The organism is Arthrobacter sp. Soil764, assembly GCF_001428075.1.
Lineage (GTDB): Bacteria > Actinomycetota > Actinomycetes > Actinomycetales > Micrococcaceae > Arthrobacter.
Map to the genome: position 1 here is coordinate 115,540 of NZ_LMSI01000023.1, position 25,955 is coordinate 141,494.

The window sequence follows — 25,955 nt, forward strand, 5'->3', positions numbered from 1 at the left end:
GTCAGGCCTCGACGACCTCGACGTTGACGACATCCTCGATCACCGGGTTGGACAGGAGGGTCTCTGCGGCATTACGGGCCTGGGCCAGGATGTCTTCGGTCACCTCGCCGTCGACCGTCAGTTCAAAACGCTTGCCCTGGCGGACAGAGCTGAAGCTGGTGAAGCCCAGCCGGGGGAGAGCGCCGACGATCGCCTTCCCCTGCGGGTCCAGAATCTCGGGCTTGGGCATGACGTCAACAACGATCCGGGGCATCCGGCAACTCCTGTGCGTGAGCTTGGGTAAGGGCGCAGCGGAGTGGTGCCGTCTCACGCCGTACCGGGGTGTTGGGGACAGTTGGTCACCTGCATTGGTTCACCATGAGGTCGGGCGCTCCGCGAGCTTGCCTTACCATTCTACCGGGCCGGACGCACCCCTTTGCATTCGGCGGTTCAGGAAGCGGGGCGGACCGGTAAGGGCGTGGTTCTGGAGTTGCCGGAGGGCCTTCACTAGGATTGCTGGATGGCTGAGAATTCGAAGTCCGTGCTGTTGCCCGTGGTTGCCGCGGCGGTGTTTGCCGGCCTGGGCAGGATGGTGTTCCAGAAAATAAAGGCGGACCGCCTGGCCCGCGAGACGCGGGTGACCGGCCCCGTGGATGAAAAGACCAGGCAATGGATCAGTGACGTGGTGCGCACCCCGCGCTCGTAGCGCCGCCTGCCATCCTGCCACCTTGCAAGGGCGTCCTCCGGGGCGCCCTTTTCCATGACTGCTTCCCGATCCTGCCGGCCCGCAGCCCAACCCGTTTGACAAGCGGAAATTTCACGAATGTGCCCTATGTCATATCGCGCTCTCAGTCTGTACTCTGTGAACAGTCTGGTCTCAGCAAATTACAAAACCTGTAATTCCCTCTGCAGTTCCAGGCGTCAGGGCTGCCCACCAAGGCTGGGTGGTACATCGTGAAAGGGTTGCACGTGAAATCAACTGGAAAGAGCCCCTCGCGGGCTGGGGGACTCCGGAAGGCGGCCGCGCTGGCTGTCGGGTTGCCCCTTCTCCTTAGCTCCCTGGCAGTGGGTCCCGCGTCCGCGGCACCCGGAGGCCAGGGTGCGGAGAACTCCTCGTCTACTGCGAAGGACAGTCAATTCAAGGACGGCCGGTACATCGTGGTGCTCGCTGGTCCCGCTGCTGCGGCGTACGAAGGGGGAGTTGCCGGACTGGGCGCCACAAAGCCCCAGCAGGGCAGGAAGCTCGACGCCGGCAGCCCCAGCTACCAGGCCTACGACGCCCACCTGCGCAAGCAGCAGCGTGAAGTCGCAGCGGCCCAGGGCGTCAGCCCCGCCAAGCAGTACACCGCGGCACTGAACGGGTTCACTGCCGAGCTGACCGCGACGCAGGCGGCAGCCCTGTCCAAGGACAGCCGTGTCCTGGTGGTGGCGCCCGACGTCGAAAACAAGCCTGACTACACCACCACCGACTTCCTTAAGCTCAGCGGCCCTGACGGTGCCTGGGCCAAGCAGTTCGGTGGGCAGGCCAACGCCGGCAAGGGCGTTGTTGTAGGTGTCATCGACTCCGGTTACGCCCCGGACAACCCCTTCCTGCAAGGCGAACCGGTGAAGCCACTGCAGGGTGATCCGCAGGTGGGCGTTCCCTACCGCACCGGTGACGGCAAAATTGCCATGCTCAAGGCGGACGGCAGCACCTTCGAAGGGGAATGCCAGAAAGGCCAGGGCACCGGAGCCTCATTTGACGGCTCGCTCTGCAATTCCAAGGTCATTGGTGCCCGCTACTTCGCCGATTCCTTCCTGCAGTACGTGGCACCCGGCAACCGGGCACCGGAAGAGCAGATTTCCCCCGTGGACGTGGGCAGCCACGGCACCCATACCGCCACCACGGCAGCCGGCAACGCCAACGTCGAGCAGGTGATCGACGGCGCGAGCTTCGGAAAGAGCTCCGGTGTGGCACCCGCCGCCAAGGTCTCGGTATACAAAATCTGCTGGGAGGACACCAACCCGGACACCGGCGGCTGCTACTCCTCGGCGTCTGTTGAGGCCGTGGACGCAGCCATCAAGGACGGCGTCGATGTCCTGAACTACTCCATCTCCGGCAACAACAACAGCACCACTGATCCGGTGGCGTTGGCATTCCTCAACGCTGCCGCCGCCGGTGTGTTCGTTTCGGCCTCGGCCGGCAACTCCGGTCCTGCAGCCTCCACCGTGAACCATGCCTCACCCTGGCTGACCACGGTGGCTGCCTCCACCTTTCCCAGCGACCTGGTGGGAACCGTCAAGGTCTCCGACGGATCGCTGTACCGCGGCGCTTCCATCATGAAGTCGGAAGTGGCGGGCAAGCCCGCCGTCCTCGCTGCGGCCGCCGCCGCCCCGGGTGCTGTCAACCCCAACCTTTGCGGCCCGGGTACCCTCGATGCCGCCAAGGTGGCCGGCAAGGTTGTGGTCTGCGACCGCGGCGTTATCGACCGGACTGCCAAGAGCCAGGAAGTCCTGGACAAGGGCGGTGTGGGCATGATCCTGGTGAACCTCACCAGCAGCTCGGAGGACGCCGACAACCACGTCGTCCCCACCGTCCACGTCAACGCCCCCAAGAGCCTGGAACTGAAGTCCAAGCTGGAGACCAACCCGGCGCTGACTGTCAGCCTGGTCAAGGGCGACCTGACCGGCCTGCCACCGGCCGCGGCACCCCAGATCGCAGGATTCTCGTCCCGCGGACCCACCCTGGCATCCGGCGGTGACCTGCTCAAGCCGGATATTTCCGCTCCGGGCGTCAACGTCCTGGCGGGTGTCTCCACGATCGGCAACGACGGGGACCAGTTCGGATTCATGTCAGGCACCTCCATGGCTGCACCGCACATCGCCGGTTTCGGTGCCTTGGTGCTGAGCAAGCAGCCGAAGTGGACCCCTGCGATGGTGAAGTCCGCCATGATGACCACTGCCTACCCGCTGGTCAAGGCCGACGGTTCGCCCAACACCGACCCGTTCCAGGGCGGCGCGGGCCACATCGATTCCACCCGTGTCCTTGATCCCGGGCTGGTCTACGACTCGGGAATCCAGGACTGGCTGGGCTTCCTGAACGGCCAGGGTGTTGAGACGGGTGCCCCGCAGGCCGGCAGCATCGCCGCCCGCGACCTCAACCTGCCCTCCATCGCGTTGGGCAGCCTGGTGGGAGAAGTGCAGGTGAAGCGCAAGCTCACCGCCCTGGTGCCGGGGATGTACCACCCCGAAGTCAGCATGCCGGGCTTCAACGTCAACGTCGAACCCAAGGCGCTGAATTTCGCCAAGGCCGGCCAGACCCGCGAAGTAACCGTCACCATCCGGAACGCCAGCGCCCCGGTGGGCAAATTCAGCACCGGAAGCCTCACCTGGAAGGGCCCCCGGACGGTGACATCACCGATCGCCGTCCGGCCGGTTGATGCCCAGATTGCCCCGTCGTTCTCCTTCAGCTCGGCCACAGGCACCGGCAGCGGCTCCATGGAGCTCGTTTCCGGCTCCGACAGCCCCATCGCCGTCGGCGTGGAGGGCCTGGCACCACTGAGCCAGACCGCCGTCACCAAGACCCCGGGCGAGTACGCACCCACGAATGACGCCCACAACGCCGTGCTCCAGGTGAAGGTGCCGGCCGGTGCCTCCTTTGCGCGGCTGGGCATTCAGGCGCAGTCGAACGACGTCGACTGGGACATGGTGGTCTACGCACCGAACGCGTCGGGCGGGCTGACCCCCGCCCAGGTGGCGACGGCATCGGCCAGTGAATTCCTGGACCTGGAATCGCCGCGGGCCGGCACCTACTACGTGGTGGCCAACCTGTACGCCACACCGGACAACGGCCCCGCCACCGCTTCCGTCCAGGCTGTGAGCTTCGCCGGCGACGCAGGCAACCTCACGGTGGACCCCAACCCCATCGTGGCACCGAACGGAACCGCCACCTCGGCGACCGTGAACTGGGCGGGACTCCAGGAGGGGTCCTATCTCTCCCGGTTGAGCCTTGGCAGCAACGGCATCAAAACCTGGGTGAACGTGCAGGTGGGACAGGGCGCTGCTCCCGCCCCGGCCGGCGCTCCGCAGCTTGACCTGGCCCAGGCGGTACCCGGCACCTGACCGGAAAGCATGGGGGGAAGGTCCCGGGCGGTCATCAGGCCGCCCGGGACCTTTTTCGTTCCTGCCCCCGGAATACCCGGCAATGCAGAAGCTAGGTGGCTGTCCCGCCCAGCAGGGGGCCCATGGCCTTCCACCGGGCGATCTCGCATCCGTCGGTGCGGGTGAAGGTCGAGTTGACGGGGCGGCCGTGGAAGGTGCCGGTGACCACCGCGATCTGGGGGCCGCCGTACTGCTGGGTGCACAGCCTGGGCGGGCCCGGTTTCGGGAAGAAGATGTCCTCACCGAACCGCTCCACGGCGGCCAGGGCGTCCCCGGGCCGGGGCAGCGTGGTTCCGGCGGCGGGAGCGCCGTCCGTGGCCACAAGCCGGAACACGTGCTCAGGCGCGTCCGGGTCCTCCCGGATCCTGATGGTCAGGTCGATCACCGTGGCGCCCGGTCTGACAGGGCCCCAAGTTCCGCGGCCAGGCGTTCCCGGAGGATCCCCGCTTCCATGGCGAATGCCCGCTGGTGCTCGACGTAAGCTGCCTTGCCCTGGGGCGTCTCGATGGGGATGGCGGGGTAGCCCCACTCAGCCAGGTCGTACGGGGAAGCCTGCATATCCATGGCCCTGATCCGCCAGGAGAGTTCAAAGCAGTCCATGACCAGTTCGCTGGGCAGCGCCGGCAGCAGCTTGTAAGCCCACTTGTAAAGGTCCATGTTGGCGTGCAGGCAGCCCGGCTGCTCCAGGTGGCGCTGCGTGTCCCGGCTGGGGGAATGCTCGTTGAGCGGGATGGCGTCCGGGGTGTAGAAGCGGAACGCATCGAAATGGGTACAGCGGATCCTGTTGTCCTCCACCACCCGGTCCGTGCCGGCCGCTCCCAGGCGCAGCTGCAGATACTCGTGGCGGAGGTCGAACTTGTCCTGGCGGTACACCATGGCCCACTCGTGGAGGCCAAAGCAGCCGAACTGCGCCGGCCTGGCCGCCGTCCCGCGGAGGATGATCCCGGCAAAGTCCACGGCCTCCTTGCGGTCGGCAAGGAAGGCGGGCCGGTCGAAGGTGACCGCGGTGCTTCCCGCAGCCAGCCCCAGGGAGGCAAGTTCGCCGTCGTCGAGCATCCGGTAATGCTTCCACCCCAGCCGCCCGGCTGCCTGTCCGCCGGTGAGGACCGCTCCGGCACCTGGGTGCCAGCGCTTCAGCTGGCCGGGCTTCTGCGTGTAATAGGTGAAGAGGAAATCCTCCACCGGGTGTTTCTGCCCCGCCGACCGTCGGGCCAGGTAGGGATCGGCGTAGCGGCTGACGCGCTGGATGTGGGTTTCTTCCCGCGCCAACGCATCCGCCGCCGCCAGAAGCTTAAGAGGCTCCACCGGCGGCACCCAGTACATCCTTGGCAGCCTCCCAGGCGCTGATTTCGCATCCGTTGCTCCGCGCAAAGGAGGACTCCACCGCTACGCCGTCCACCATGCCCGTCACTGTGGCTTTTTGGGGACCGCCATACTGCTGGGTGCAGGGCCGGGATGTTCCGGGCTCCGCCGGTGACAGGATGCCCGGGTTGGCCTTCAGGGCTGAGCAGGCCGCAGCGGCATTGGGGTGGATGCTTTCCGCGGCCGGGGTGCCGGAGGAGCAGACAAGGGTGTAATCGAGCTCGGCCGCGCCCTGGGACGGGACCACAGTGATGGCAAGTTCCGCGTTTCCCTGCCCCGGACCGGCATTTGGCTGCGACGTGGCGGGAGCGGGTGCCGGTACCGAGGTTTCGGTGTCCGGGGAGGGAGCGGCAGAGGCGGCGGGAGAGCTTGCTGCCGCGGAGGAAGAAGGAGCTGGTGAGGCCGACGCGCCCTTGTCAGGAGTGCCGCTGCAACCGGAAATCAGCCCGGCGCCAACCGCCAGGACCGCTGCGAGCATGCGGAAATTGCGCATCAGGCTTCCTCTCCTTGGTCCAGTAATTCTAGTCGCTTGAGCCGGTGCGGACAGGCCGGGACTGGTCCCGGCATTGGTCCTGTCCGCCGTTCACCGGGACGTCGCCGCGATCAGCCCCATCATGGATGCGTGCAGCTCCGTGACCTGGTCCCGGGTCAGCCCCAGCCGCTCCATCATTGTCCCCGGTACCTGCAGGGCCTGCTGCCGCAGTGCCGCACCTTTGGGCGTCAGTTCGACGGCGAGTGCACGCTCGTTTCCGTCCGCGCGGCGCCGCGTAATCAGCTCCGCTGCCTCAAGTCTGCGGAGCAGGGGCGATATGGTGGCCGGCTCCTGGGCGAGGGCCTCGCTGATGTTCCGTACCGTCCGCGGGCTCTCTTCCCACAGGCAGAGCATCACCAAGTACTGCGGATGGGTGAGGTTGAGTTTCTCGAGCACCGGCTTATAGGCCCCCACCACGCTGCGGGCAGCCACCGTGAGGGCAAAGCAGAGCTGATGTTCCAGCAGCAGGTCTTCCTCCTGCACTTCAGCCGGCTCTCCTGTGGCGCGCCTTGCCGTGTCCGTTTCTGCTGTCGTGGTGCTCATGCGTCCTCCCATTGTTAGTGCACTAATGATTAGTGTACAATTATTACAGGTCAACGTGAGTGAAAGGAACTTCTTCATGGGCAGGGACAAGTCCGCGGACAAGGGCAACGCCTCCCAGCGCTTCATGCGCGCCACAGGAAAGCTGCGCGCTGTCTTCGGCCCCGCGAGCCGCACTGCCCTGGGGCACGATATGACCGAGGAGAACCGCAGGCTGCTGGCACAGCGCCAGGCGGAAACCCAGCAGTGGGAAACCGTCACCAGGCCGGACGGCAGCACGTACGTGGTGCCAAGAAATCCCGAAGACCGGTCCCTGCGGTAGCCGGACCTGTTCCACCTTGCCGCCTTAATGCATCGGCGCCTTTTTCCTTCTGCGGGCTTAAAATGAGGGCACTGGTTCCTGCCGGAGCCAAGTGCGCTTTCGCCCGAGGAATCGGGAAGGGGGTGGAAAACAGTGGCACATGTACTCGATAGTTTCATGGGCCTGACTGAGAGGCTCCGCTTCTTCTTCGGTCCTGCCACCCGACTGGACTCTGATACGCCCGTGGTGCACAAACACGATGAATTCGAACAGGCTTCCGAAGAGGACCTCTCGCATTTCGTGGTCGAGACCGACTCTACCGGCCACCATTACGCAGTACGCCGCGAAGACCTGGAACGCGAAAGCTGACCTTTCCAGGCCGCTCCCAGAAACCAAAAAGCCGGACGGCCTTTCCTTCGAGGGAAAGGCAGCCCGGCTTTTTTGATGCGCCTAGCGGCCGGTGCCGCCGTAGACAGTCGCTTCGCTTTCGGTGTCCAGGCCGAACGCCTTGTGGATTACGCGCACGGCCTCATCCAGCAGGTCGGCATGCGTCACCACGGAGATGCGGATCTCGGAGGTGGAGATCATGTTGATGTTGATGCCCGCATCGGACAGCGCCTTGAAGAAGGTGGCGGAGACTCCCGGGTGGGAACGCATTCCGGCGCCGATCAGGGAGAGCTTGCCGATCTGCTCGTTGTATTCGATGGTCTCGAAGCCAATCTGGTCCTGGGCTGCATGAAGGGCGGCCAGGGCGTCTGCGCCTTCGACGATGGGCAGGGTGAAGGAGATGTCGGTCTTGCCCGTGCCGTGGGTGGACACGTTCTGGACGATCATGTCGATGTTGGAGTGTGCGTCGGCGATGACCTGGAAGATCGCGGCGGCCTTGCCGGGGATGTCGGGGACGCCGACCACGGTGACCTTCGCTTCGGACCGGTCATGGGCAACGCCGGAGATGATTGGCTGCTCCAAGGCAACTCCCTCTTGAGTGGTGATCTTGTCGTCGGCGCTGGGGATGACCCAGGTGCCTTCATGCTGGCTGAATGAGGAACGGACGTGCAGTGGGACGCCGAACCGGCGGGCGTATTCCACGCAGCGCAAGTGGAGGATCTTGGCCCCTGATGCAGCGAGTTCCAGCATCTCCTCGCTGGAGATGGTGTCGATCTTCTGGGCTGACGGGACTACACGGGGATCGGCGGTGAAGATGCCGTCCACGTCGGTGTAGATCTCGCAGACGTCCGCTTCCAGGGCTGCCGCCAACGCCACCGCGGTGGTGTCGGATCCGCCACGGCCCAGGGTGGTGATTTCGTTGGTGGCCCGGGTCATGCCCTGGAAGCCTGCCACGATGGCGATGTTGCCCTTGTCCAGGGCGGTGCGGATGCGGTGCGGGTCGACGTCGATAATCCGGGCCTTGCCATGGATCCCGTCGGTGATCATGCCGGCCTGCGATCCGGTAAAGGACTGGGCGGAGGCGCCGAGCTTGTTGATGGCCATGGCCAGCAGCGCCATGGAGATGCGCTCGCCGGCCGACAGGAGCATGTCCATTTCGCGGGCGGGGGCGGAATCGGTCACCTGCGCAGCAAGGTCCAGGAGCTCATCGGTGGTGTCGCCCATGGCCGAGACCACCACTACCACCTCATTGCCGGCTTCCTGGGCATCAACCACCCGCTTTGCCACGCGCTTGATCCCGTCAGCGTCCGCCACGGAGGAGCCGCCGAATTTCTGCACGATGAGCTGTTTGGTCACCGCGCCGGCGGCGGGGGCCACCTGCGGCTGCGTTGCGTTGTGCACTTCGGTAGTGGGCGTACTCATGCGCGTACCTTCATTGGATCAATTGGAGTTCTGGAGGCCAGGCAGCCTGACGCCGGGACGGCGCAACATTCCTTGAGACAGTTTATCGCCGTGCCCGCAGCGGCGCTGAATTGTGACCACATACCGGCCACGGACCTATGGACAGGCCGGCCGGGGCGGACCACGATTGGACCAGTTGCCCGGCCTCCGGCAGCAGCACGGACCGGTGCATGCCCAGGGCCAGGTCCAGTCCTTTGGAGGCATGGAGGATTCCGTGGTGGCCGACGACCCGCAGCCTGCTGCAGGATTGGACCAGGAGCCGGTTTTCGAACCGATCGGCCCGGGAATGGACAATGACGCCCGTGCGGTTGGCCCCCATGAGGATGCGGATACCGGCCTGCCCGGGTTCTCACGTGCCCGCTTTGCCAAAGCAAACCTGGTTCGGGTGCTGGCCGACTGGCTGGCCGGCATGAGGACAATCCGGTTTTGGTTCACTGTCGCAGCCGCGGTCCTGGGCACCTGGGCTGCTGCTGGCGCTGTGGTCCTGCTGGCGCCCTCGGGTGCCGAGGGAAGTCCATTGGTCCAACCCCTGCTGGTCTACTCCCTTGCCTCCGCCCTGATGCCGGCGACCGCCGCATTCCTGGCTGTTACCTGGGGCGTGCATGCGGAGGGCCGATTCCGGGCAACGCCAGGGCGTCCCGGAGGTTCTCTCCTTAATCCGGTGCTGGCCACCGCTTTGAGGGGCATGGCCTTGGGAGCTCTTGTCTTAGGTGTACTGCTGGTGCAAGCCTGGATTGCCGGGGCCCCAGGCGCCGTGGCGGCTGTGTCGGCCGGCGTCGTCCTGGTGGAGTGCGTGGTGTTTGGCGCCATCGGGGCGGGGCTTTCGGAGTGGGCCGGACGACGGCGGCTGGCGCCTGCCGCCGGATGGATGCTGTGCCTTGCCTTTGTGGCGGGAGCCCCGGCTGCCGCCATCGCATTGCTGCCCCTGGTCCGGGCGGAGGAACCGGTCACGGTGGCGCTGAATGTCGAATGGGCGGCTGACGGAACCCGCCTGGCGTTTGGATGCTCCAAAATCGACGCCGGGATCAGTGAGGTTTACCATACCGAGCGTCTGATGTGGCTCCCGGCGCTGAGCCCGCCCGTGCTGTTCCTGATGACGGGCGCGGAGGTAGACAAGGTCGGCCATGTCCTGGGGTGGGTGCCTGCAGCACTTCAGGAAGCCGCGGACGCCAGGCAGGTGCCGTGCGTGCAGGGGCAGCCGCGCGGCCGGGACGAGCCCCGCATGCCCATGGCGTTGGTAGGGTTCCTTGGCCAGGCCGCGGTAGCCGGCGCCATCGTGGCAGGGGGATACCGCAGAAAAGGATACCTTGCCGGGACGCGGGACGATCCGGCCCGAATGAGCCCGGGAGCTTAAAGTCCGGGACGCGTCAGCCCAGGGCGTTGCGCCGGCCCTCGAAGGCACGGCCCAGGGTGACTTCGTCCGCGTACTCCAAGTCACCGCCCACAGGGAGGCCGGAGGCGAGGCGGGTCACGGCGATGCCGATCGTCTTGAGCATGCGGGCCAGGTAGGTGGCCGTCGCCTCCCCCTCCAGGTTGGGGTCGGTGGCGATAATCACTTCCTGGATTTCGCCGTCGTTCAACCGGGTGAGCAGCTCACGGATGCGCAGCTGTTCCGGTCCCACGCCCGCGATGGGATTGATGGCGCCGCCCAGCACGTGGTAGCGGCCGCGGAAGGAACGCGTGCGTTCCACGGCCAGGACATCCTTGGATTCCTCCACGACGCAGATGACCGAGGGGTCGCGGCGCGGGTCACGGCAGATGTTGCACAGTTCCTGTTCGGTGACATTGCCGCAGACTGTGCAGAACTTCACGCGTTCCTTGACGGTGGTGATGGCTTCCACCAGCCGTTTCATGTCCTGGGGGTCGGCTTCAAGGATGTGGAACGCCAGCCGCTGCGCGGACTTGGGGCCCACCCCCGGAAGGCGTCCGAGCTCATCGATCAGCTCCTGGACAGCACCTTCGTACACGTTTCCCTCTTTAGCTTGGTGTGGATGGCGGGTGGAACAAAAAGTTGGTCATGCTGCCGGTGCTGCCTTGCGGTTATCAGTAGCGTGGCGCGACCGGGCTTCCGTCCAGGGACCGCTCCTCGATCAATTTTCCGCCCAGGATGCGTTCCACGGCGGCCCGGCCGAACACCCCCGATTCTTCGATGGTCTCATCGTCAGCGCTCGGCACGTCCTGGACGAAGGCGCCCGGTGCGGCGGCGGCCCTGGCCGGCGCCTTGGCCCGTCCGGCCTCAGCTTCGGGACTGTTGGAGAGCCGCTGGTAAAGGCTTTGCCGCGTTTCCGTTCGTCCGGCTGCCGGTGCAACCGCCTGCGCCTGGGGCCGGGAGGGTGCAACGGTGGAGGCAACGGGCGTCGGTGCAACCTGGGCCGGTGCCGTCATCGAGGGGGCAACTGGGGCGGGTGCCGCGGACGCCATGGCGAATTCGGGCGCAGGCGCGCGGTCAGGGGATGGCCCCTGGTAGGTTCCCGCCGACGCTCCGTGGCCCGGACCCGAAGCTCCGTTGGAAGCCGCGGCCGGCCCCCAACCCGACCCTGCTGTCGCAACAGCCGGGGCTGCCGGTGCAACGGGGATGGAGGGTGGCACCTGGGCTGTTGCCGGGGGGTAGTGCGGGACATCGGTCTGGGTTCCGATGTTGTCAGGCACGGACCCGGGGGCGGGCCTGACGCCAACGTTGCTCCTGTCTCCGACCACCCACACGCCGGGGGCCTGTTCCACAGCCCGCGTCCAGGGATCGTGGGCGGGGCCCGGATTCTGGCTCACCGGCTGGGGCGCGCTGCCCGTGCCGGAACCACCGGTTGGTGTCTCCCGGGGGTGCATGGCTGCCTCACTGCGGGAGCCGGGGGCTTCCGTGCGGTTGCCCATCACCGGGGACGATGGCGCTGTCCTGTTGCCGGGACGCGTTGCGGGCTCCCAGTCCATGGGAGGCTCCTCCTCCAGCGGGGGAGCGTCCTCGTCCCGCGGGGCACCCCAGTCGTCATCCGAGTACGAATAGTCGCCGCCGGCTGACGGGTATGGGGATACGCCGGCGTCCGCACGGGAGCCATGGCCCGGGGTTTCTGTGCCCTGGGCTTCTGGCTGGACAGAATTCGTGTCCTGGCCGTCCGGGTTGACGTCAGGTGCCGGACGTAAGGCGGGAGAGGCGGCCGCCGCGCGGATTCCCTCTACTGCAGCTGCGGGGCTGGCAGCAACAGCAGTACTTCCGCCACTTCCGCCGAAGGATGGGTCCTGGGCAGAGGTGTTGCTGCGGACAGCAGCGGCCCGCCCAGGGTTTCCCTCCACCGGCGCCGCGGAGCCTGCACCGGCCGCGGGAGCCGGTGCCGGCGGGGCTGGTTGAGCAGGGGCAGGAGCAAGCCCCCAGGCAACGTCAGCTGACGTGGCCGGAACCACCGGGCTGGCGGGCACTTTTGGGTTTGGCTCAGAGCTCGCTTGGGTGGCTCCGCTGGCAACCGCGTTTATCTGGCAGTCGATGCCAACGGTTTTGTGGATGGCCTGGCGCAAGTTGTCCGAGTGGTCCGCCCTGCCAAAGGCGCCGGCCAGTCCCTGGGTAGTGAAGGACAGGGTCACAACGCTGCCGTCGAAGGCGCTGACCTGCGCATTGGGTTCAACGAGCGCCCAGGTACTTCGCTTGATTTTGGACAGTGCCTGCAGGACGTCCGGCCAGGCCCTGCGGACGACCTCAACGTCACCCATGGCCGGGGGAGCGGCAGGGGTGGACCTGGCGGGCGCTTCCTGCTGGGCCGACGTCGGTGCCGCCTGACCAGCCGCTTGCGTGCCCGGGAATGGGCGGCTGGCCGGGTCCTGGCTGGCCGCCTGGTTGCCGGGAGACTGCTGGCCAGGGGCCTGTTCGCCGGGCACCTGCGGGCTTGGTACGCGGTGGCCGGACGCCGGGCGTGTTTCCTGGGCAGGCGGCACGGCTGCCTGGCTGGGAGCCTGCCGGTCTTCCTGGAACTGCGGTCCTGCACCGGCTTGCGGTGCCCCGGTGCTTTGCGGCGCTGCCTGGCCGGGGCCTGCAGCGGCGGGGCCCTCTGATGTCCGCACGCGTGCGGTGTCCTCGACAGGCCAGTCATTGGTGCTTACCCGCGGTGGTGTGAGCGGGCTCCGCGGAGCCTCCGCTGCAGGCTGGGAGGGCGTGGTTTGCGCCTGCGGGGACCCTGCAGCGGCAGGCCGGGCGGATGTGGACTGGGACCGCCGCTCCGGTGCCGCCTGAGCGGAAGGGCCGGCCGTGACAGTCATGGGCTGCGGCACGGGCGAGGAGGGTTCGCTGGATGTGGCTTCGGGGACGCCGGCAGGCGCGGCTGCCGGCGCTGGCGTTGCGGGAGCGGACTGGGAAACCGGAGCTGCCTGGGAAACCGGAGCGGTGACGTCATTTCCGGTGTAGTTGAGGCGCCGCTCCACACGGTCGATCCGGGCGGCGATGCCGCGCTCATTCTGTTCCGAGCTGGGCAGCAGGATCCGGGCACACAGCAGTTCCAGGTGCAGCCGGGGGGACGTGGCTCCGGTCATTTCGGTCAGGGCCGTATTGGTGACATCCGCGGCGCGGGAAAGTTCCGCGGCACCAAGGTTGTGGGCCTGGTTCTGCAGGCGGGCGATCTGGTCCGCAGGCATCCCGCGCAGGATGGCGTGCGCGCTTTCAGGCATGGCCTGGACGATGATGAGGTCGCGGAAGCGCTCCAGCAAGTCCTCCACGAACCGGCGGGGGTCGTGGCCGGTCTGGATGACGCGGTCCACGGCACGGAAGACCGTGGCGGCGTCGGAGGCGGCTACGGCCTCAACGACGTCGTCCAGCAGTGAGGCGTGGGTGTAGCCCAGCAGTGCGACGGCGAGCTCATAGTCCAGTCCATTGGGACCGGCGCCGGCCATGAGCTGATCCAGGACGGAAAGCGAATCACGGACGGAACCGCCGCCTGCCCTGATGACCAGCGACAGCACACCAGGGGCCACAGGGACGTTTTCCTGGCGGCACAGGAGCTCGAGGTAAGCCATCAGCGGCTCGGGCGGCACCAGCCGGAACGGGTAATGGTGGGTCCGGGAGCGGATGGTTCCGATGACCTTGTCCGGTTCCGTGGTGGCGAAGATGAACTTGATGTGTTCCGGCGGTTCCTCCACGATCTTCAGCAGGGCGTTGAACCCGGCCGAGGTAACCATGTGGGCTTCGTCGATGATGAAGATCTTGTAGCGGTCGCGCACCGGGGCGTAGGTGGCGCGCTCGCGGAGGTCGCGTGCGTCGTCAACGCCGCCGTGGCTGGCGGCGTCAATCTCGATGACGTCAAGGGAGCCCGAACCGCCACGTGCCAGCTCGATACAGCTGGGACAGGTTCCGCAGGGGGTGTCCGTGGGGCCCTGGGCGCAGTTGAGGCAGCGGGCCAGGATTCGCGCGGACGTGGTCTTGCCGCAGCCCCTGGGACCGGAAAAAAGGTAGGCGTGGTTGACGCGGTTTTTCCGCAAAGCCGTCATCAGCGGCTCGGTGACATGCTCCTGCCCGATAACGTCAGCGAACGAGTCGGGACGGTATCTGCGGTACAGGGCGGTAGTAACTGTCACAGAGAAAACCCTACCAATCCGGGCTGACATCATGCCGCCCTGTGGGGGAATAGTAAAGACCCCCCATGCACCCGCCAGAGCCCGCCTACCCTTGCTACCTTCCGGTCCTGGGGGAGTTCAACAGGATGACGCCACATGAGGGGCCGTCAGATACTTTACCCGAACATCGGGCTCGACTCGAATCGGCCCCCTCTCCCTTCCCCGGCCCCGTGCCCATCGCCTCCGAGTGCCGAAAGGGCATTCAGATCGCGGATTTCATTGCTTATCCCGGCGCGAGCCGCGATCATGGGCATGTACACCGATTGGGGCAATCTCAAGGTTGTGAGCTGCGTGGCCTGGTGGACGGGACGGACCCGGCAGCTCAACGGTGCAACAGGGAATGGGCGCATTGGGGGCGTCCATTTTCAGGTTAAGGCGCCATGCGGGCGCCGCGAACACAGCGTGCACGGAGCGCCGAAGTCCTGCCCTGAACAGCCCAATTGGGCGATGGGGAAAAGTTCAGGTAATCTAATACCTGCTTTTGATTCAGAAGCAGTTGGAGAATTCGCCTAGCGGCCTATGGCGCACGCCTGGAACGCGTGTTGGGTTAACGCCCTCGGGGGTTCAAATCCCCCATTCTCCGCCGGTTAAGAACCCGGCCCCGGTACTCCCGGGGCCGGGTTCTTGCGTTTTCGCCGCAAACGTCCAAGGCCCACGGCCGTTAAGCCATATCTGCCAAAGGTTCACCAAGCCGCCTTAGGCGCTGCCTCGCTGCCAGTTCGCTGGGACCCATCCGCCGGCGGGGGCCGCCCAGGGCGAGATGGACGACGCCGAGCACCATCTTTGTGGCCAGCTTCACGGGCAGGGGGAAGGGGCCTAGCCGTGGAACGGAAAGCCCGAGCATCCGGCGGTACCTCGGTTCCAGGCTGTAGACGGCAGCTGCAAACAGGATCCGGTAACCGGGCTTCAGCAGGGGATGCAGAGGAGCGTTGCGGATGAACTGAACGGTTTCCTTCACCCTGGCGTCCGACCGCAGCCCGCCCTGCGTGTACCACTGGTCCAGCTGGCTGCGCATCTCCGCTTCGGTCAGCGGCGGGTTGTCCACTCCCATCAGCCGCCCGGCCTGTGCCCACTCCCTGACGTAGGCGTCCGGGCCGCCGGGAATGGGTCCGCCCCAGATCTTGTGGGCCGCGAGGAAGCCGTCCGTAAAGGCGATGTGAATCCAGCCGGCCAGCCCGGGATCGTTGGCACTATAGGTGCGGACGCCGCCGTCGTTGTCCTGGTAACTGCCTTGGACAGGCTCATGCAGGAGCCGGACGCGCCGCGTTGCCTCCTCCGCAGCTGCCGTTGACCCGTAACTGACCGTGAAAATCCAGCGGATGGTGTTGGCCAGCCGACGCAGGGGGTCTTCGCGGAAGTTGGAATGTTCGTGCACTCCCGCCAGGGCGCCAGGATGGAGCGACTGCATGAGCAGCGTGCGGATTCCGCCCACGATCGGCGTCATGGAGCCGTGTACTGCCCACACAGCTGAACCGGGCAGGTGGTAGCCGGCGTCGTCACCGTCCGCCAGCCGCAGCGACCATTCAGGTGGGGCATCAGCCTTCCCGGAGAAGGTCTTTTTGACTTCGTCCTGCCAGGTGCGAAGGACATTGCGCATGAGACATTGTTGCCCATTTCCGCGAAGGTGCCGTATTCACCGCCTGAACAGCGGAAACTCCCACCCCCTAACGCCCGCAAAAAACCCGCAAAGTCCCCCTGTGGGGTTTCCACCCCTGCACCGCTGTGGTCCCATGGGACATACCGTCGAGACAACGTGCGGCAGGCCACGTCGTGGAGTCAATCAATTGGGCAGGAATTCAGTGCGCGGCAACAGGAAGCCGGGCCAGCGTACCTTTTCCCCGGTTGCCCGCGCCGTGGCCGCTGCAGGGGTGCTGGCGGCCTCCGTATGTGCCGTGAATCTTTCTGGCGGCCCCGCTGAGCGCGTGCAGTTGGCGGGGTCAGTCGCCGGGACCGCGGCCCAGGGTGCAGCTTTTCGGGGTGGAACCTCCGCGGGGGACAACCTCCTGGAAGCGCGCAGGGAACCGGCGCACCCGACGTCGGACCAGGTGGGCGCAGGTGCGGTCCCCCCGGCCATCCTGTCCAATCCGCTGGTCACCCTGGCCTTCCCGCACACGGCAATAGGGGATGCCGTCCAAGGCGGCGACGGGGCCCTGACAGTTGGCCCCGCAGGCATGGGCAGGCCCGGAGCCGGCTTTCTCATGGCCCCGCTGCAGCTTCTGAATCCGAGTTCGCCCTTCGGTTTCCGGGTCAGTCCCATCAGCGGGGCTGCCGGTGATTTCCACCTGGGCCAGGATTATGCAGCGGCCTGCGGCACCGCCGTCAACGCAGCTGACGCCGGTGTTGTGCGCGCGGCAGGGTGGCATCCCTGGGGCGGCGGCAACCGTGTGGAAATCGATCACGGCGACGGGCTCATCACCACCTACAACCACCTTGAGTCCATCGGCGTCCGTTCGGGCGACACTGTCCAGGCAGGCCAGGTCATCGCCCGCGTTGGTACCACCGGGTGGTCAACGGGCTGCCACCTGCATTTCGAGGCCATCCTGGACGGGCGCTATATCAACCCGCTCAAATGGAGCTTCCTACAGCTCCGCGACGTGAACTGGGCACTCCCTGCCGGCATGGTTTCCTACGCGCCCGGCCAGGCGTCGGCCGGCGGCAGGATCACCTGGACCATCCCCCTCAAGGTGGACACGGGCGGTGGGTTCCCTGCAGCCGGGCTGCAGGCCCCGCCCTTCCCGCCACTCCTGCCCCTTGCTCCGGCACCTGCGCCGTCGCAGGCAACGGGTGTGGTGCTTCCACCCCCTGACGTGCAATTGACGACGACGGCCCCGCCATCCGCTGAACCTTCAGGAAGTGCCGGGTCGCCGCCGCCCACGGACCCTGCGCCCAGCCCGACACCCAACGACCCGACGCCGTCACCTACCGATACGGCGACTCCGGCTCCCACCCCGTCGCCGACGGACCCCAGCCCGACCCCGACACCGACCCCGTCGCCGACTGGTTCTGGAACTGCTGCGCCGTCGCCCACTGACACGGAAACCGCGACCCCGTCGCCGACTGGTTCTGGAACTGCTGCGCCGTTGCCGACCGACGCGGAAACCGCGACCCCGTCGCCGACGCATTCTGCGACTCCGACCCCGTCGCCGACCGATACCGCGACTCCGACTCACGCCACGTCGCCGACTGGTTCTGGAACTGCTGCACCGACTCCAACTGAACCTGAACCGGCTCCGGCCTCGAGTGAACCTGTGCCCCCGCTGACGGAACCACTGCCGAGCGCCCCCGTGGCCACAACGCCGGCCCCGCCGCCCACGGTAGTTGAGCCTGCGCCCGCGCCGACCGTGAAAGAGCCCGCGCCTGCGCCGGCAGCTACGATCCCGGCTCCGCCTCCGGTAGTTGAACCTGCACCCACTCCCACACTGCCGCCGGCAGAACCCGGGCCAACGGCCTCCGCAACGGCCACCGCGACGCCAACCGCAGCGGCAGCGACGCCGCCGGCGTAGGAAATCTGCACCTGGGACCCGTCCCTGGGCGGATCGGCGACGAACCGTCCACATGAACAACCTTCCGCAGACCCGCGGGCCGGGGCCACTGTATCCAGTCCCCCTGGTCCTTAACGACGGCACCATGACCGACTTCGGCCGGTTCAGGGGAAAGGTGGTGTTGGTGGCCAACGTTGCCTCCAACTGCGGCTTCACTCCCCAGTACGCCGGGTTGGAGGCCCTTTACGGAAAGTTCCAGGACCGCGGCTTCGAGGTCCTGGGCGTTCCCTGCAACCAGTTCGCGGGGCAGGAGCCGGGAAGTGACAGTGACATCGTGGAGTTCTGCGAGCGGAACTTCGGCGTGACGTTTCCGCTCACCGTCAAGTCCGACGTCCGTGGCAGGAACCAGCACCCGCTGTACACGGAGCTCACCAAGTTCAAGACGGGGCTGCTGCCGGGGCTGGTGAAGTGGAATTTCGAGAAGTTCCTGGTCAACCGAGAAGGCGAGGTGGTGGCCCGGTTCGCCCCCTCGGTTGAACCGGATTCCGCTGAGGTGATCGACGCGGTGGAGCGGGCGCTCGGCTAAACAGGGGTCTCGCCGAATCCGGCCTGCAAAAGCGCAGTTCTTCCAACTTTTTCCACATCAGCTACGGCGATTCACCCCAAGTTTGCCAAATGTCTGATTGGATAAATATTACTGAAGGGTACAAGGGAAGAACGGCTTCCCACCGACCATAGAGGTAGCAATGGAGCACATCGAGGCCGAACATCCCCGGCCACGCCACTTCCTACTCCACCTGAGCGATCCCCACCTGTTGGGAGGTCCGGACCCCCTCTACGGAACCGTTGACAGCGAAGCCAGGCTTATTCAGCTCTTCGACGAAGTCAAAGCGTCCGGGGCCCGGCCGGAGGCAGTCATCTTCACCGGCGACCTCGCCGACAAGGGTGATCCCCGGGCCTATGTGAAACTGCGGGCCATTGTGGAGCCTGCCTGCAAGGAGCTTGGAGCCCAGGTCATTTGGGCCATGGGAAACCACGACAACCGGGCCAACTTCCGGAAAGGCCTGCTGGACCAGCCCGGCAGTGACGAACCGGTGGACCACAGCTATTTCATCAACGGGCTGCGTGTCATCACCCTGGACACCACCGTCCCTGGTTTCCATCACGGCGAACTCAGTGCCGCCCAGCTGGACTGGCTGGCCCGGCAGCTGGAAACCCCTGCCCCGGACGGCACCATCCTGGCCCTCCACCATCCTCCGGTCCCGTCAGTGCTGGACCTTTCCGTGCTGGTGGAGCTGCGCGACCAGGCATCGCTGGAAGCAGTGGTCCGCAACTCGGACGTCCGCACCATCCTGGCCGGCCACCTGCACTACTCCACCACCGCCAGCTTCGCCGGCGTTCCCGTCTCGGTCGCTTCCGCCACCTGCTACACGCAGGACCTGAACGTCCCTGCGGGAGGCACCCGCGGACAGGACGCCGGCCAATCCTTCAACCTGGTGCACGTCTACGAGCACACCATCGTGCACTCCGTGGTCCCCCTGGGCAGTTCACCAACGGTGGGGGAGTACGTGTCACCCGAGGAGACGGCGCGGCGCCTGGAGGCTGCGGGAGTCCGGATCCCGGAGACCACCAAGAAGCGCGCCAACGCCAAGTTCGGAGTGTCCCCCGGCCGGTGATCACAGCCGGCCGGTGAGTACAGGCTGCGCGTAGGCGCAGCCTGTCCCGGGCTACTTCTCCCAGGGTGCCTTGATGGGGAAATACCTCTCCAGGAAGTCCGTCACCACTTCGGCGCGCTCGTCGGCACTGACCTCAGGGAAACTGCCGTCGTTCAGGCAGAAGAAGTCCATATTCCGCTTGGCCAGCAACTTGGGCAGGTACTTGAGCCCTGACCGCATGGTGGTGTCCACATAGCGCACCTTGGCGGCGGTCTGTGTGACGGCCCGGCCGGTGAGCAGCGCATAGTAGTGGTAGAACGAGTTGGTCACGGAGATGTTGTCCGCCGCACGGAACCGGCTGGCCGCCGTCTTGCTGAACTCTGCCGGGAACTCCTCCTCCATCTGGCCCACCACGCTGCGTCGCAGGGGTGCGGCGCTGTGCTCCAGGTGGCGCGTGGTGATCCGGCCGAAGCGGTTCCACAGGAGCTTCCGGTTCACGCGGGCGGCGTTTTCGAACCCGCTGCGCTCCGCGGCATTCTCCCCCAGGCCGATCCTGGTTTCCGCCTCGATGAACTTGGTGATGCCGCCGGGGGTAAAGAACATGTCGGGCCCCACGGCGCGGCCAAAGAACATGTCGTCGTTGGAGTAGAGGAAGTGTTCGGACAGGCCCTCAATGTGGTGGAGCTGGCATTCCACGGCCTGTGAGTTGTGGGTGGGCAGCACGGAGGGGTCGGCGAAGAATTCCTCGCTGCGGACGATCGTGACGGCGGGGTGCTCAGCCAGCCAGGCAGGGGCGGGGGAGTCCGTGGCAATGAAGATGCGGCGGATCCAGGGCGCAAACATGTACACGGACCGCAGCGCATACTTGAGTTCGTTGATCTGCCGGAACCGGGCCTCGTGGTCGTCGCCTTCGCCCAGGACAACCCCCTGCTGCTGGGCGCGGCGGGCCGCAATGTATTCCGGGGAGCTTCCGTCGACCCAGGAGAAGACGATGTCGATGTCGAAGCTGATGTCGCTTGCATGGTCGGCGAACATGTTCTCGATGGTGGGCCAGGTGTGGCCGTAGCGTTCCACGGTGCCGCGGACGGCGTCCTGGCGCAGCAGGGTCCTGCGGGTCAGGGAGTTTTCGATGGGGAGGGTGAGTTCCTCGCCCTCGAAGGACCACAGTTCGATCTGCACGCCGGCAGAGGCGCCGAATTCGAAGCCGCCCACCGGCTCCACACGTGGCCGGTACAGGCGGAAGATGCGTCCCTGCCGGTTGGGCGAGAGCTCGCCGTCGGCCACCAGGACGGACGTCTTCTTCTTGGCGTCCACGGTCATGGAATAGAAGGGTTCGTCGCGGCACGCCTCCACCAGGGCGGCGCGGAGCTTCTTCCGGTCCTGCCAGTCGAGGGCCAGGACGGGCCGGTCGTTGTTGCCGCGGACCAGGAGATAGGCCAGGCCGGCGCCGGCCAGGACATTGCGCAGGAACAGCAGGTCTTCCACCATGGCCTGGTACGGGGTCCTGGTGTCGTTGATCAGGGCGTAGCGGCCCTTGTGCCGGATGACGTCAGGGCGGTGCCTGAGCCGCTGTTCAGCCGCCGCCGACGTGATCTCGGCGTGAAATTGTTCCTCCACGGACGCCTGGCCGCCGTAGTAGACCTCGTCCTGGACCGGTGCTTCTGTAATGGTTGTCTCCGAGCTGGTGAAAGTGGGCATTCTTACCTGCATGATAGTCCTGCCGGAGTAACGGAAGGTTTCCGGGGCGCTGTTGGGCGCCCTGGTGAACTGTCGACGGCGGCCCGGCAGGGGCTCAGGCGCCCAGCGCCTCACGCCAGCTGCGCAGGAAGGCGCCGCCGGCGTCGTCGTGGATGACTGTTGCCTCCAGCCCCAGGTCCGCTGCGGTCAGCACCGGGTAGGGCTTGGCCGGCACGCCGTCCGCCGGCCGCACGTCCACATGCTTCACCGGGTGGTCATTGTGGTGCAGCCAGTCCGCCATGGCGTAGTCCGTGCGGGAGTCGCCCACGGTCCGCCACGCCTGCGGCGTGATGCCCTGGGCTGCCAGCAGCTCCACCGCGCGGCTGGCGCCAAGGTCCTTCCCCAGCCGCACCGATTCGATGTCAGTGGAAATGATGGTGGGGTCCACGCGGTAGTCCACCTCGTCGTCGGAATTCGGGGCGTGGTGGTCCAGCCGGACCACACCCAGCCCGTGACGGCCCATGATTTCCATGGCCTCGGCGTCGAACAGCTTCTGCTCTGCCAGGTAGTCGGCGCTGGGGACATCGATGTGCTGCTCCACGGACACCATGGCCCGCTTGGTTTCATCGAAGAACATGTGGGCCGCATAGTCTTCTGCCACCAGCCGGCGGATGTCGTCGCCGTAGGCCGCCGGAACGGCAAGCTCCCGGTCCACGTGGATGGGCCCGGGGCCGGCAGAGGTGTAGCTGAACCAGACCGCACCCTTTTCGCAAACGGCGTGAATGACGGTTCCCGCTGGGATGCCGGCGGCGATCATCGGCTCCATGACCTGCTCGCGGATGAAGGCGTCGGAGCGGCCGGTGTTGAAGATGACGGGGATTCCCGCCGCTGCCAGGGCCACCAGGTCAAGGATGATGTCCGGCTTGACGTCCCGCGTCACGGGGCTGGCAACCGGCCCGTCCACGTCAAGCAGGAGCGCCAGCGGGGGTGCGGACGGCAGGCGGATTCCGGGCACGGCCGCGGCAGGGGACTCGGATGCTGTCATGGCTCCATTCTGTCAGCAGGAGGGGCCCTGTCCTGCCTGCCCACCGGGCGCGTGACGTATGGTCACTGTTTGGCTACAACCTGGCGCCGGTCCGCCCTGCCACTTTCGCTGGCGCAGCGCGGTGCCTACTGTGGCATGGTGATATTCAAAGCTGTGGGCGAGGGCCGCCCTTACCCCGACCATGGTTACAGCACCCCCAAACAGTGGGCGTCGCTGCCGCCGCGACCGGTCCGGCTGGACGAACTGGTGACCACCAAGCGCACCCTTGACCTGGAAGCGCTGCTGGCGGAGGATTCGACATTTTTCGGGGACCTGTTCCCGCACGTGGTGCAGTACCAGGGGACGCTCTACCTGGAGGACGGCCTGCACCGGGCAGTCCGGACCGCCCTGCACCAGCGCACCGCGATCCACGCCCGGGTCCTGGTGCTCGATGGCTAGGAAGCGGCCGGTGGACCCCAGTGTCCTTCACGGCCACCATGTAGTTTCCGGCCCCGAGCTGCGGGCCGCCATGGAAGCGGCAGCGGATGCCGATGAGACTGCCCGGGTCCGGCGCCGCGTGCTGCACGGGGTGGTGCTGGTCCTCCTGGCGGGACTGATCGCCGCAGGCATCATCGTTGCACTGGCCATCATCAACGGCCGGCTGCGGATACCCGCCGCCGAGCCCGCCCCAACGCCGGTGTCATCCTGCCCTGCCTCGATGTTCGACTACACGCCCAACGAGAAGATCAACCTCAACGTCTACAACTCCACCAGCAGGCCCGGGCTGGCCCGGACAGTCGCGGACGAGCTGCTGGCACGGAAGTTCGTGGTGGGGAATGTCTCCAACATCAACGCCGGTTACCGGGGTGTGGCCGCCGTGGTGTCAGGGGCGGCCGGACAATCGGCGGCGTTTACCGTGCAGCGCAATGCGCCGGGGTCCGACTACTTCCAGGACGGCAGGACCGATGCCAGCGTGGACCTGATCCTGGCGCAGGACTACAAGGCGCTCGTCCCGCCGGACCTGGTGGACCAGACGCCCGGCAAGCTCAGCTGCCCGCGGGAAAGCCGGCGCGCAGCGGACACGGACAAACTGCCCGTTACCCCTGCTGCCTGACCCTTGCTCAGCCGGCCACTGCGGGAAGCTGTGCCAGGCGGATGGGCCGCCCGTCGTCGTCGAACCTTGCACCCGCGCCCAACTGGATGAAGCGCACCGTCCTGGCCACCCGGGCCTCCAGCTCGGCGGGCTCATCGCTGCCCCTCGCCGCACTGGAGGACAGGGTGCCCAGGATCAACTGGGACTGCTGGCCCACGTCCGCCACCGGCAGGTAGCCCTGCTCCATGCCGTCACGCAGGATGCCCTGCAGCAGGACGCTGAGCTCACCGACGTGGTCGGAGAGCTTGGCAAAGGACGACGGCGACAGCACCGCCCCCATGGCAGGTCCGGGCGGGAGATGGCGCCGGCTGAGGTCAACCACCTGGGCGCGGACGTACAGGGCCAGCCGCTCCACCGGGTTCTCCAGGCGCGCCAGCGACTCGCGCAGGTCGGACAGGAACTTTTCGGTCTCATCCAGGGCGTAGGAGATGAGGAGTTCCTCGATGTCCGCATAGTAGTTGTAGACGGCGGTGCGGCCCACACCCGCGTGCCGGGCCACGTCGGTCATGGTCAGCCCTGGAAGGCCATGGGTGAAGAGAAGTTCGCCGAAAGCGGTGAGGATGCGGCGCTGGGTGTCCGCTCGTTGTTCCGCGTTGCTGGCCGCTGAAATCCTGGGCATACAGACACTTTACCGCGATGTGTCAGTAAAAGATGTTATACCGCGCAGCCGTCAGGGCCGCAGGCCTCCCCGTCACCGGAATTGACCAGGACCAGCGGGTTGGCATCCTGCCAGGCCTGGTTCAGGGCGGCCGTGAACGTCTCCGTGGGCTGGGCGCCGGAGAGTCCGAACTTGCGGTCGATCACGAAGAACGGCACGCCGCTGACTCCCAGTCCCCGGGCCTCCTGGATGTCGAACCGGACCTCGTCCGTGTACTTGTCGGAAGTGAAGAGTTCATCCACCTCGTTGGCAGGCAGCCCAAGGTCCTTGCCGAGGGAGGACAGGTAGTCCCGGCTGCCGATGTCCCTGCCGTGCTCAAAGTGGTCGCTGAGCAGGCGCTCCTTGGCCGCGTCCTGCCTGCCATGCGCCGTGGCAAGGTGGATCAGGCGGTGGGCGGTGAAACTGTTGGCCACCACCACCTTGTCGAAGTGGTAGTCCAGGCCCTCGCCCTTGGCCTGCTGCGCCACGTGCTCGAACATCTGCGAAACCTGCCCCGCCGGCATGCCCTTGCGGCTGCTCAGGTACTCCAGTTCGGTCCCGTCATAGTGCTCCGGAAGTGTGGGGTCCAGCTGGTAGCTCCGCCACACCACCTCAACGGCATCACGGTGCGGGAATGCTGCGAGGGCCGCCTCGAACCGGCGCTTGCCAATGAAACACCACGGGCACGCGACGTCTGACCAGATCTCAATCTTCATGCCTTGCACAACCTGCCTGCCCGGATCCGGATTCCTTTGGTGCGGCATGACATCCATCACATCCGGGTCTTGTCGCGGGGGCCAATCGCGGGTAATAGTCGGAGTTAGGTGATGCAGACGCCCACGAATTAGTACACCACGGGACAACGATGCCCCGCGGTGGTATGTGCCTGGCGGCTGGGGAGCTCAGGCCCCGTTCCCTGGAGGCCAGATATGCGAATTGGACTTATTGCCGGACCTTGGATTCCCATTCCGCCGTTGACCTACGGCGGCATCGAAAGGGTGGTGGACACACTTGCGCGCGGTTTCGCGGCCGCCGGACACGAGGTGTTGCTCGCGGCCCCTTCGGACAGCACCTGTCCACTGCCGTTGGTGCCGGGCATGCGGCCCGCGTCGCGGGATGAGCTTGGCTTGACCATGTCCGAACTCAGCCACGTCATCCGGGCCTACGACGGGCTGCGGGATGTGGATATCATCCACGACCATACGCTGGCCGGTCCGCTCTATGTCCGCCGTCCGGCCAGGATCCCCGTGGTCACCACCATCCATGGGCCGCTCCACAAGGACGCAGAGGACCTGTACCGGGCCATGGCCCGGGACGTGGCGATCGTGGCGATCTCCCGGGACCAGGCGTCGCACGCTCCGGAGGTTCCCATAACCCAGGTAATCCACCACGGCATGGACGTTTCCGCCGTCCCGGTGGGGAGCGGCCGCGGCGGGTATCTGTGCTTCGTCGGGCGCGCATGCCACGACAAGGGCCTGCTCGAGGCAATAAACCTCGCACGGGAAGTGGGCATGCACCTCAAGATTGCCGTCAAGATGCGGGAACCCGACGAGATCCGCTACTTCCGCGACGTCATCGAACCGATGCTCGGCCCCAATGAGGACTTTGTGGGGGAAGTGGATGACGCCACCAAGTACCGGCTGATGGGCGAGGCGATGGCCTTCCTGAACCCTATCCAGTGGTCCGAGCCGTTCGGCCTGGTGATGATCGAGGCGCTGGCCACAGGGACCCCCGTCATTGGCACTCGGATCGGCTCCGCGCCCGAGATTGTGGAGCACGGCCGGACAGGTTTCCTGGGGCAGACAGAGGATTTGGCCGGCTTCGTCGAGGCAGCCGCCGGCTTGAGCAGGGAACGGTGCCGGGCATCGGTGGAGGAAAGATTCAGTGCGGAACGGATGGTGGCCCAGCATCTGAGGCTCTTTGACGATCTGTTGGCAGGCAGATTGCCGGGAGGGGTTCCGGATGCCGCGCCCGTGCACCAAAATCGTTAAGGGGGCGGGCGGGCTTTCGGCTCCCCGGCAGCATTCCGCCTGAGATGG

Annotated in this window: 24 protein-coding genes, 1 tRNA gene and 1 other RNA gene; 12 read left to right on the forward strand and 14 right to left on the reverse strand. The window is 66.4% G+C overall.

The features are described 5' to 3' along the window. Nucleotide 1: 1 nt before the first annotated feature. A complete protein-coding gene (gene purS, locus ASG86_RS17345) occupies nt 2-253 on the reverse strand; it encodes a phosphoribosylformylglycinamidine synthase subunit PurS (RefSeq protein ID WP_056337243.1) in 252 nt (83 codons plus the stop codon). A gap of 246 nt (nt 254-499) precedes the next feature. Here purS and ASG86_RS20315 point away from each other — a divergent pair, with 246 nt between their 5' ends. Then, complete coding sequence (locus ASG86_RS20315) at nt 500-685, forward strand: hypothetical protein (RefSeq protein ID WP_082566836.1); 186 nt, start codon at nt 500-502, stop codon at nt 683-685. A 263-nt stretch (nt 686-948) separates the two neighbouring features. Continuing rightward, complete coding sequence (locus ASG86_RS17355) at nt 949-4,080, forward strand: S8 family serine peptidase (RefSeq protein WP_056337249.1); 3,132 nt, start codon at nt 949-951, stop codon at nt 4,078-4,080. 91 nt (nt 4,081-4,171) lie between these two features. Here ASG86_RS17355 and ASG86_RS17360 read toward each other — a convergent pair whose 3' ends face one another. From ASG86_RS17360 to ASG86_RS17375, 4 genes are all read right to left on the reverse strand, one after another. Next, nucleotides 4,172-4,504 (reverse strand): hypothetical protein, encoded by a 333-nt coding sequence (locus ASG86_RS17360; RefSeq protein ID WP_056337251.1) that lies wholly within the window; start codon nt 4,502-4,504, stop codon nt 4,172-4,174. After that, on the reverse strand, nt 4,501-5,442 hold the full coding sequence (locus ASG86_RS17365) for a hypothetical protein (protein WP_056337255.1): 942 nt from the start codon (nt 5,440-5,442) through the stop codon (nt 4,501-4,503). The genes ASG86_RS17360 and ASG86_RS17365 overlap by 4 nt, the downstream gene beginning before the upstream one ends. Further along, nucleotides 5,411-5,974, reverse strand: a complete 564-nt coding sequence (locus ASG86_RS17370; RefSeq protein WP_056337258.1) for an SSI family serine proteinase inhibitor — start codon at nt 5,972-5,974, stop codon at nt 5,411-5,413. The genes ASG86_RS17365 and ASG86_RS17370 overlap by 32 nt, the downstream gene beginning before the upstream one ends. 90 nt (nt 5,975-6,064) lie before the next feature. Next, nucleotides 6,065-6,556 carry a MarR family winged helix-turn-helix transcriptional regulator gene (locus ASG86_RS17375; protein WP_056337260.1) on the reverse strand — a complete coding sequence of 164 codons (492 nt, stop codon included), beginning with the start codon at nt 6,554-6,556 and terminating at the stop codon, nt 6,065-6,067. Between the two features lie 76 nt (nt 6,557-6,632). On the opposite strand from ASG86_RS17375, the gene ASG86_RS17380 reads away from it, so the two are divergent. Then, entirely contained in the window at nt 6,633-6,875 is a 243-nt protein-coding gene (locus ASG86_RS17380) for a hypothetical protein (protein WP_056337263.1), read from the forward strand. A gap of 156 nt (nt 6,876-7,031) precedes the next feature. Next, nucleotides 7,032-7,223, forward strand: a complete 192-nt coding sequence (locus tag ASG86_RS17385; RefSeq protein WP_440153589.1) for a hypothetical protein — start codon at nt 7,032-7,034, stop codon at nt 7,221-7,223. A gap of 81 nt (nt 7,224-7,304) precedes the next feature. Here ASG86_RS17385 and ASG86_RS17390 read toward each other — a convergent pair whose 3' ends face one another. After that, complete coding sequence (locus ASG86_RS17390) at nt 7,305-8,663, reverse strand: aspartate kinase (RefSeq protein WP_056337271.1); 1,359 nt, start codon at nt 8,661-8,663, stop codon at nt 7,305-7,307. A gap of 166 nt (nt 8,664-8,829) precedes the next feature. Here ASG86_RS17390 and ASG86_RS17395 point away from each other — a divergent pair, with 166 nt between their 5' ends. Beyond that, a complete protein-coding gene (locus ASG86_RS17395; protein WP_056337275.1) occupies nt 8,830-10,056 on the forward strand; it encodes a hypothetical protein in 1,227 nt (408 codons plus the stop codon). Nucleotides 10,057-10,069: 13 nt separating this feature from the next. Here the strand turns inward: ASG86_RS17395 and recR are convergent, their stop codons facing one another. The 3 genes from recR to ffs form a co-directional block, all read right to left on the reverse strand. Continuing rightward, on the reverse strand, nt 10,070-10,669 hold the full coding sequence (gene recR, locus ASG86_RS17400; RefSeq protein ID WP_056337278.1) for a recombination mediator RecR: 600 nt from the start codon (nt 10,667-10,669) through the stop codon (nt 10,070-10,072). A 76-nt stretch (nt 10,670-10,745) separates the two neighbouring features. Beyond that, complete coding sequence (locus ASG86_RS17405) at nt 10,746-14,279, reverse strand: DNA polymerase III subunit gamma and tau (RefSeq protein ID WP_082566842.1); 3,534 nt, start codon at nt 14,277-14,279, stop codon at nt 10,746-10,748. 21 nt (nt 14,280-14,300) lie between these two features. Beyond that, an RNA gene (ffs, locus tag ASG86_RS20320) (signal recognition particle sRNA small type) lies at nt 14,301-14,397 on the reverse strand. A gap of 389 nt (nt 14,398-14,786) precedes the next feature. Between ffs and ASG86_RS17415 the strand changes: the two genes are divergently transcribed. After that, a tRNA-Ser gene (locus ASG86_RS17415) sits at nt 14,787-14,871 on the forward strand. A gap of 78 nt (nt 14,872-14,949) precedes the next feature. Here the strand turns inward: ASG86_RS17415 and ASG86_RS17420 are convergent. After that, nucleotides 14,950-15,885: an oxygenase MpaB family protein gene (locus ASG86_RS17420; RefSeq protein WP_056337286.1), complete on the reverse strand. Its 936-nt coding sequence runs from the start codon at nt 15,883-15,885 to the stop codon at nt 14,950-14,952. Between the two features lie 601 nt (nt 15,886-16,486). Here ASG86_RS17420 and ASG86_RS21125 point away from each other — a divergent pair. The 3 genes from ASG86_RS21125 to ASG86_RS17445 all read left to right on the forward strand — a co-directional run bounded on the left by ASG86_RS21125 (nt 16,487) and on the right by ASG86_RS17445 (nt 19,446). Continuing rightward, nucleotides 16,487-17,791, forward strand: a complete 1,305-nt coding sequence (locus ASG86_RS21125) for a peptidoglycan DD-metalloendopeptidase family protein (protein WP_200946288.1) — start codon at nt 16,487-16,489, stop codon at nt 17,789-17,791. Between the two features lie 52 nt (nt 17,792-17,843). Continuing rightward, complete coding sequence (locus tag ASG86_RS17440) at nt 17,844-18,356, forward strand: glutathione peroxidase (RefSeq protein WP_056337298.1); 513 nt, start codon at nt 17,844-17,846, stop codon at nt 18,354-18,356. 160 nt (nt 18,357-18,516) lie between these two features. Next, on the forward strand, nt 18,517-19,446 hold the full coding sequence (locus ASG86_RS17445) for a phosphodiesterase (RefSeq protein WP_056337302.1): 930 nt from the start codon (nt 18,517-18,519) through the stop codon (nt 19,444-19,446). Nucleotides 19,447-19,497: 51 nt separating this feature from the next. Here the strand turns inward: ASG86_RS17445 and ASG86_RS17450 are convergent, their stop codons facing one another. Together ASG86_RS17450 and ASG86_RS17455 are read right to left on the reverse strand one after the other, a co-directional pair. After that, nucleotides 19,498-21,135, reverse strand: a complete 1,638-nt coding sequence (locus ASG86_RS17450) for a stealth family protein (protein WP_056337305.1) — start codon at nt 21,133-21,135, stop codon at nt 19,498-19,500. A gap of 82 nt (nt 21,136-21,217) precedes the next feature. Further along, a complete protein-coding gene (locus tag ASG86_RS17455) occupies nt 21,218-22,147 on the reverse strand; it encodes a hypothetical protein (protein ID WP_056337308.1) in 930 nt (309 codons plus the stop codon). Nucleotides 22,148-22,285: 138 nt separating this feature from the next. Here ASG86_RS17455 and ASG86_RS17460 point away from each other — a divergent pair, with 138 nt between their 5' ends. Both ASG86_RS17460 and ASG86_RS17465 read left to right on the forward strand, forming a co-directional pair. Next, a complete protein-coding gene (locus tag ASG86_RS17460; protein WP_026264985.1) occupies nt 22,286-22,585 on the forward strand; it encodes a type II toxin-antitoxin system VapB family antitoxin in 300 nt (99 codons plus the stop codon). Next, the gene (locus ASG86_RS17465) at nt 22,578-23,240 is read left to right on the forward strand and encodes a LytR C-terminal domain-containing protein (protein WP_056337311.1); all 663 of its coding nucleotides are present in this window, start codon (nt 22,578-22,580) and stop codon (nt 23,238-23,240) included. Before ASG86_RS17460 ends, ASG86_RS17465 begins: the two co-directional genes overlap by 8 nt. A gap of 7 nt (nt 23,241-23,247) precedes the next feature. Here ASG86_RS17465 and ASG86_RS17470 read toward each other — a convergent pair whose 3' ends face one another. Further along, on the reverse strand, nt 23,248-23,898 hold the full coding sequence (locus ASG86_RS17470; protein ID WP_056337314.1) for a TetR/AcrR family transcriptional regulator: 651 nt from the start codon (nt 23,896-23,898) through the stop codon (nt 23,248-23,250). Between the two features lie 35 nt (nt 23,899-23,933). Next, nucleotides 23,934-24,632, reverse strand: a complete 699-nt coding sequence (locus ASG86_RS17475; protein ID WP_056337316.1) for a DsbA family oxidoreductase — start codon at nt 24,630-24,632, stop codon at nt 23,934-23,936. Between the two features lie 213 nt (nt 24,633-24,845). Between ASG86_RS17475 and ASG86_RS17480 the strand changes: the two genes are divergently transcribed. Beyond that, nucleotides 24,846-25,907, forward strand: a complete 1,062-nt coding sequence (locus ASG86_RS17480; protein ID WP_056337319.1) for a glycosyltransferase family 4 protein — start codon at nt 24,846-24,848, stop codon at nt 25,905-25,907. Nucleotides 25,908-25,955: the final 48 nt, after the last annotated feature.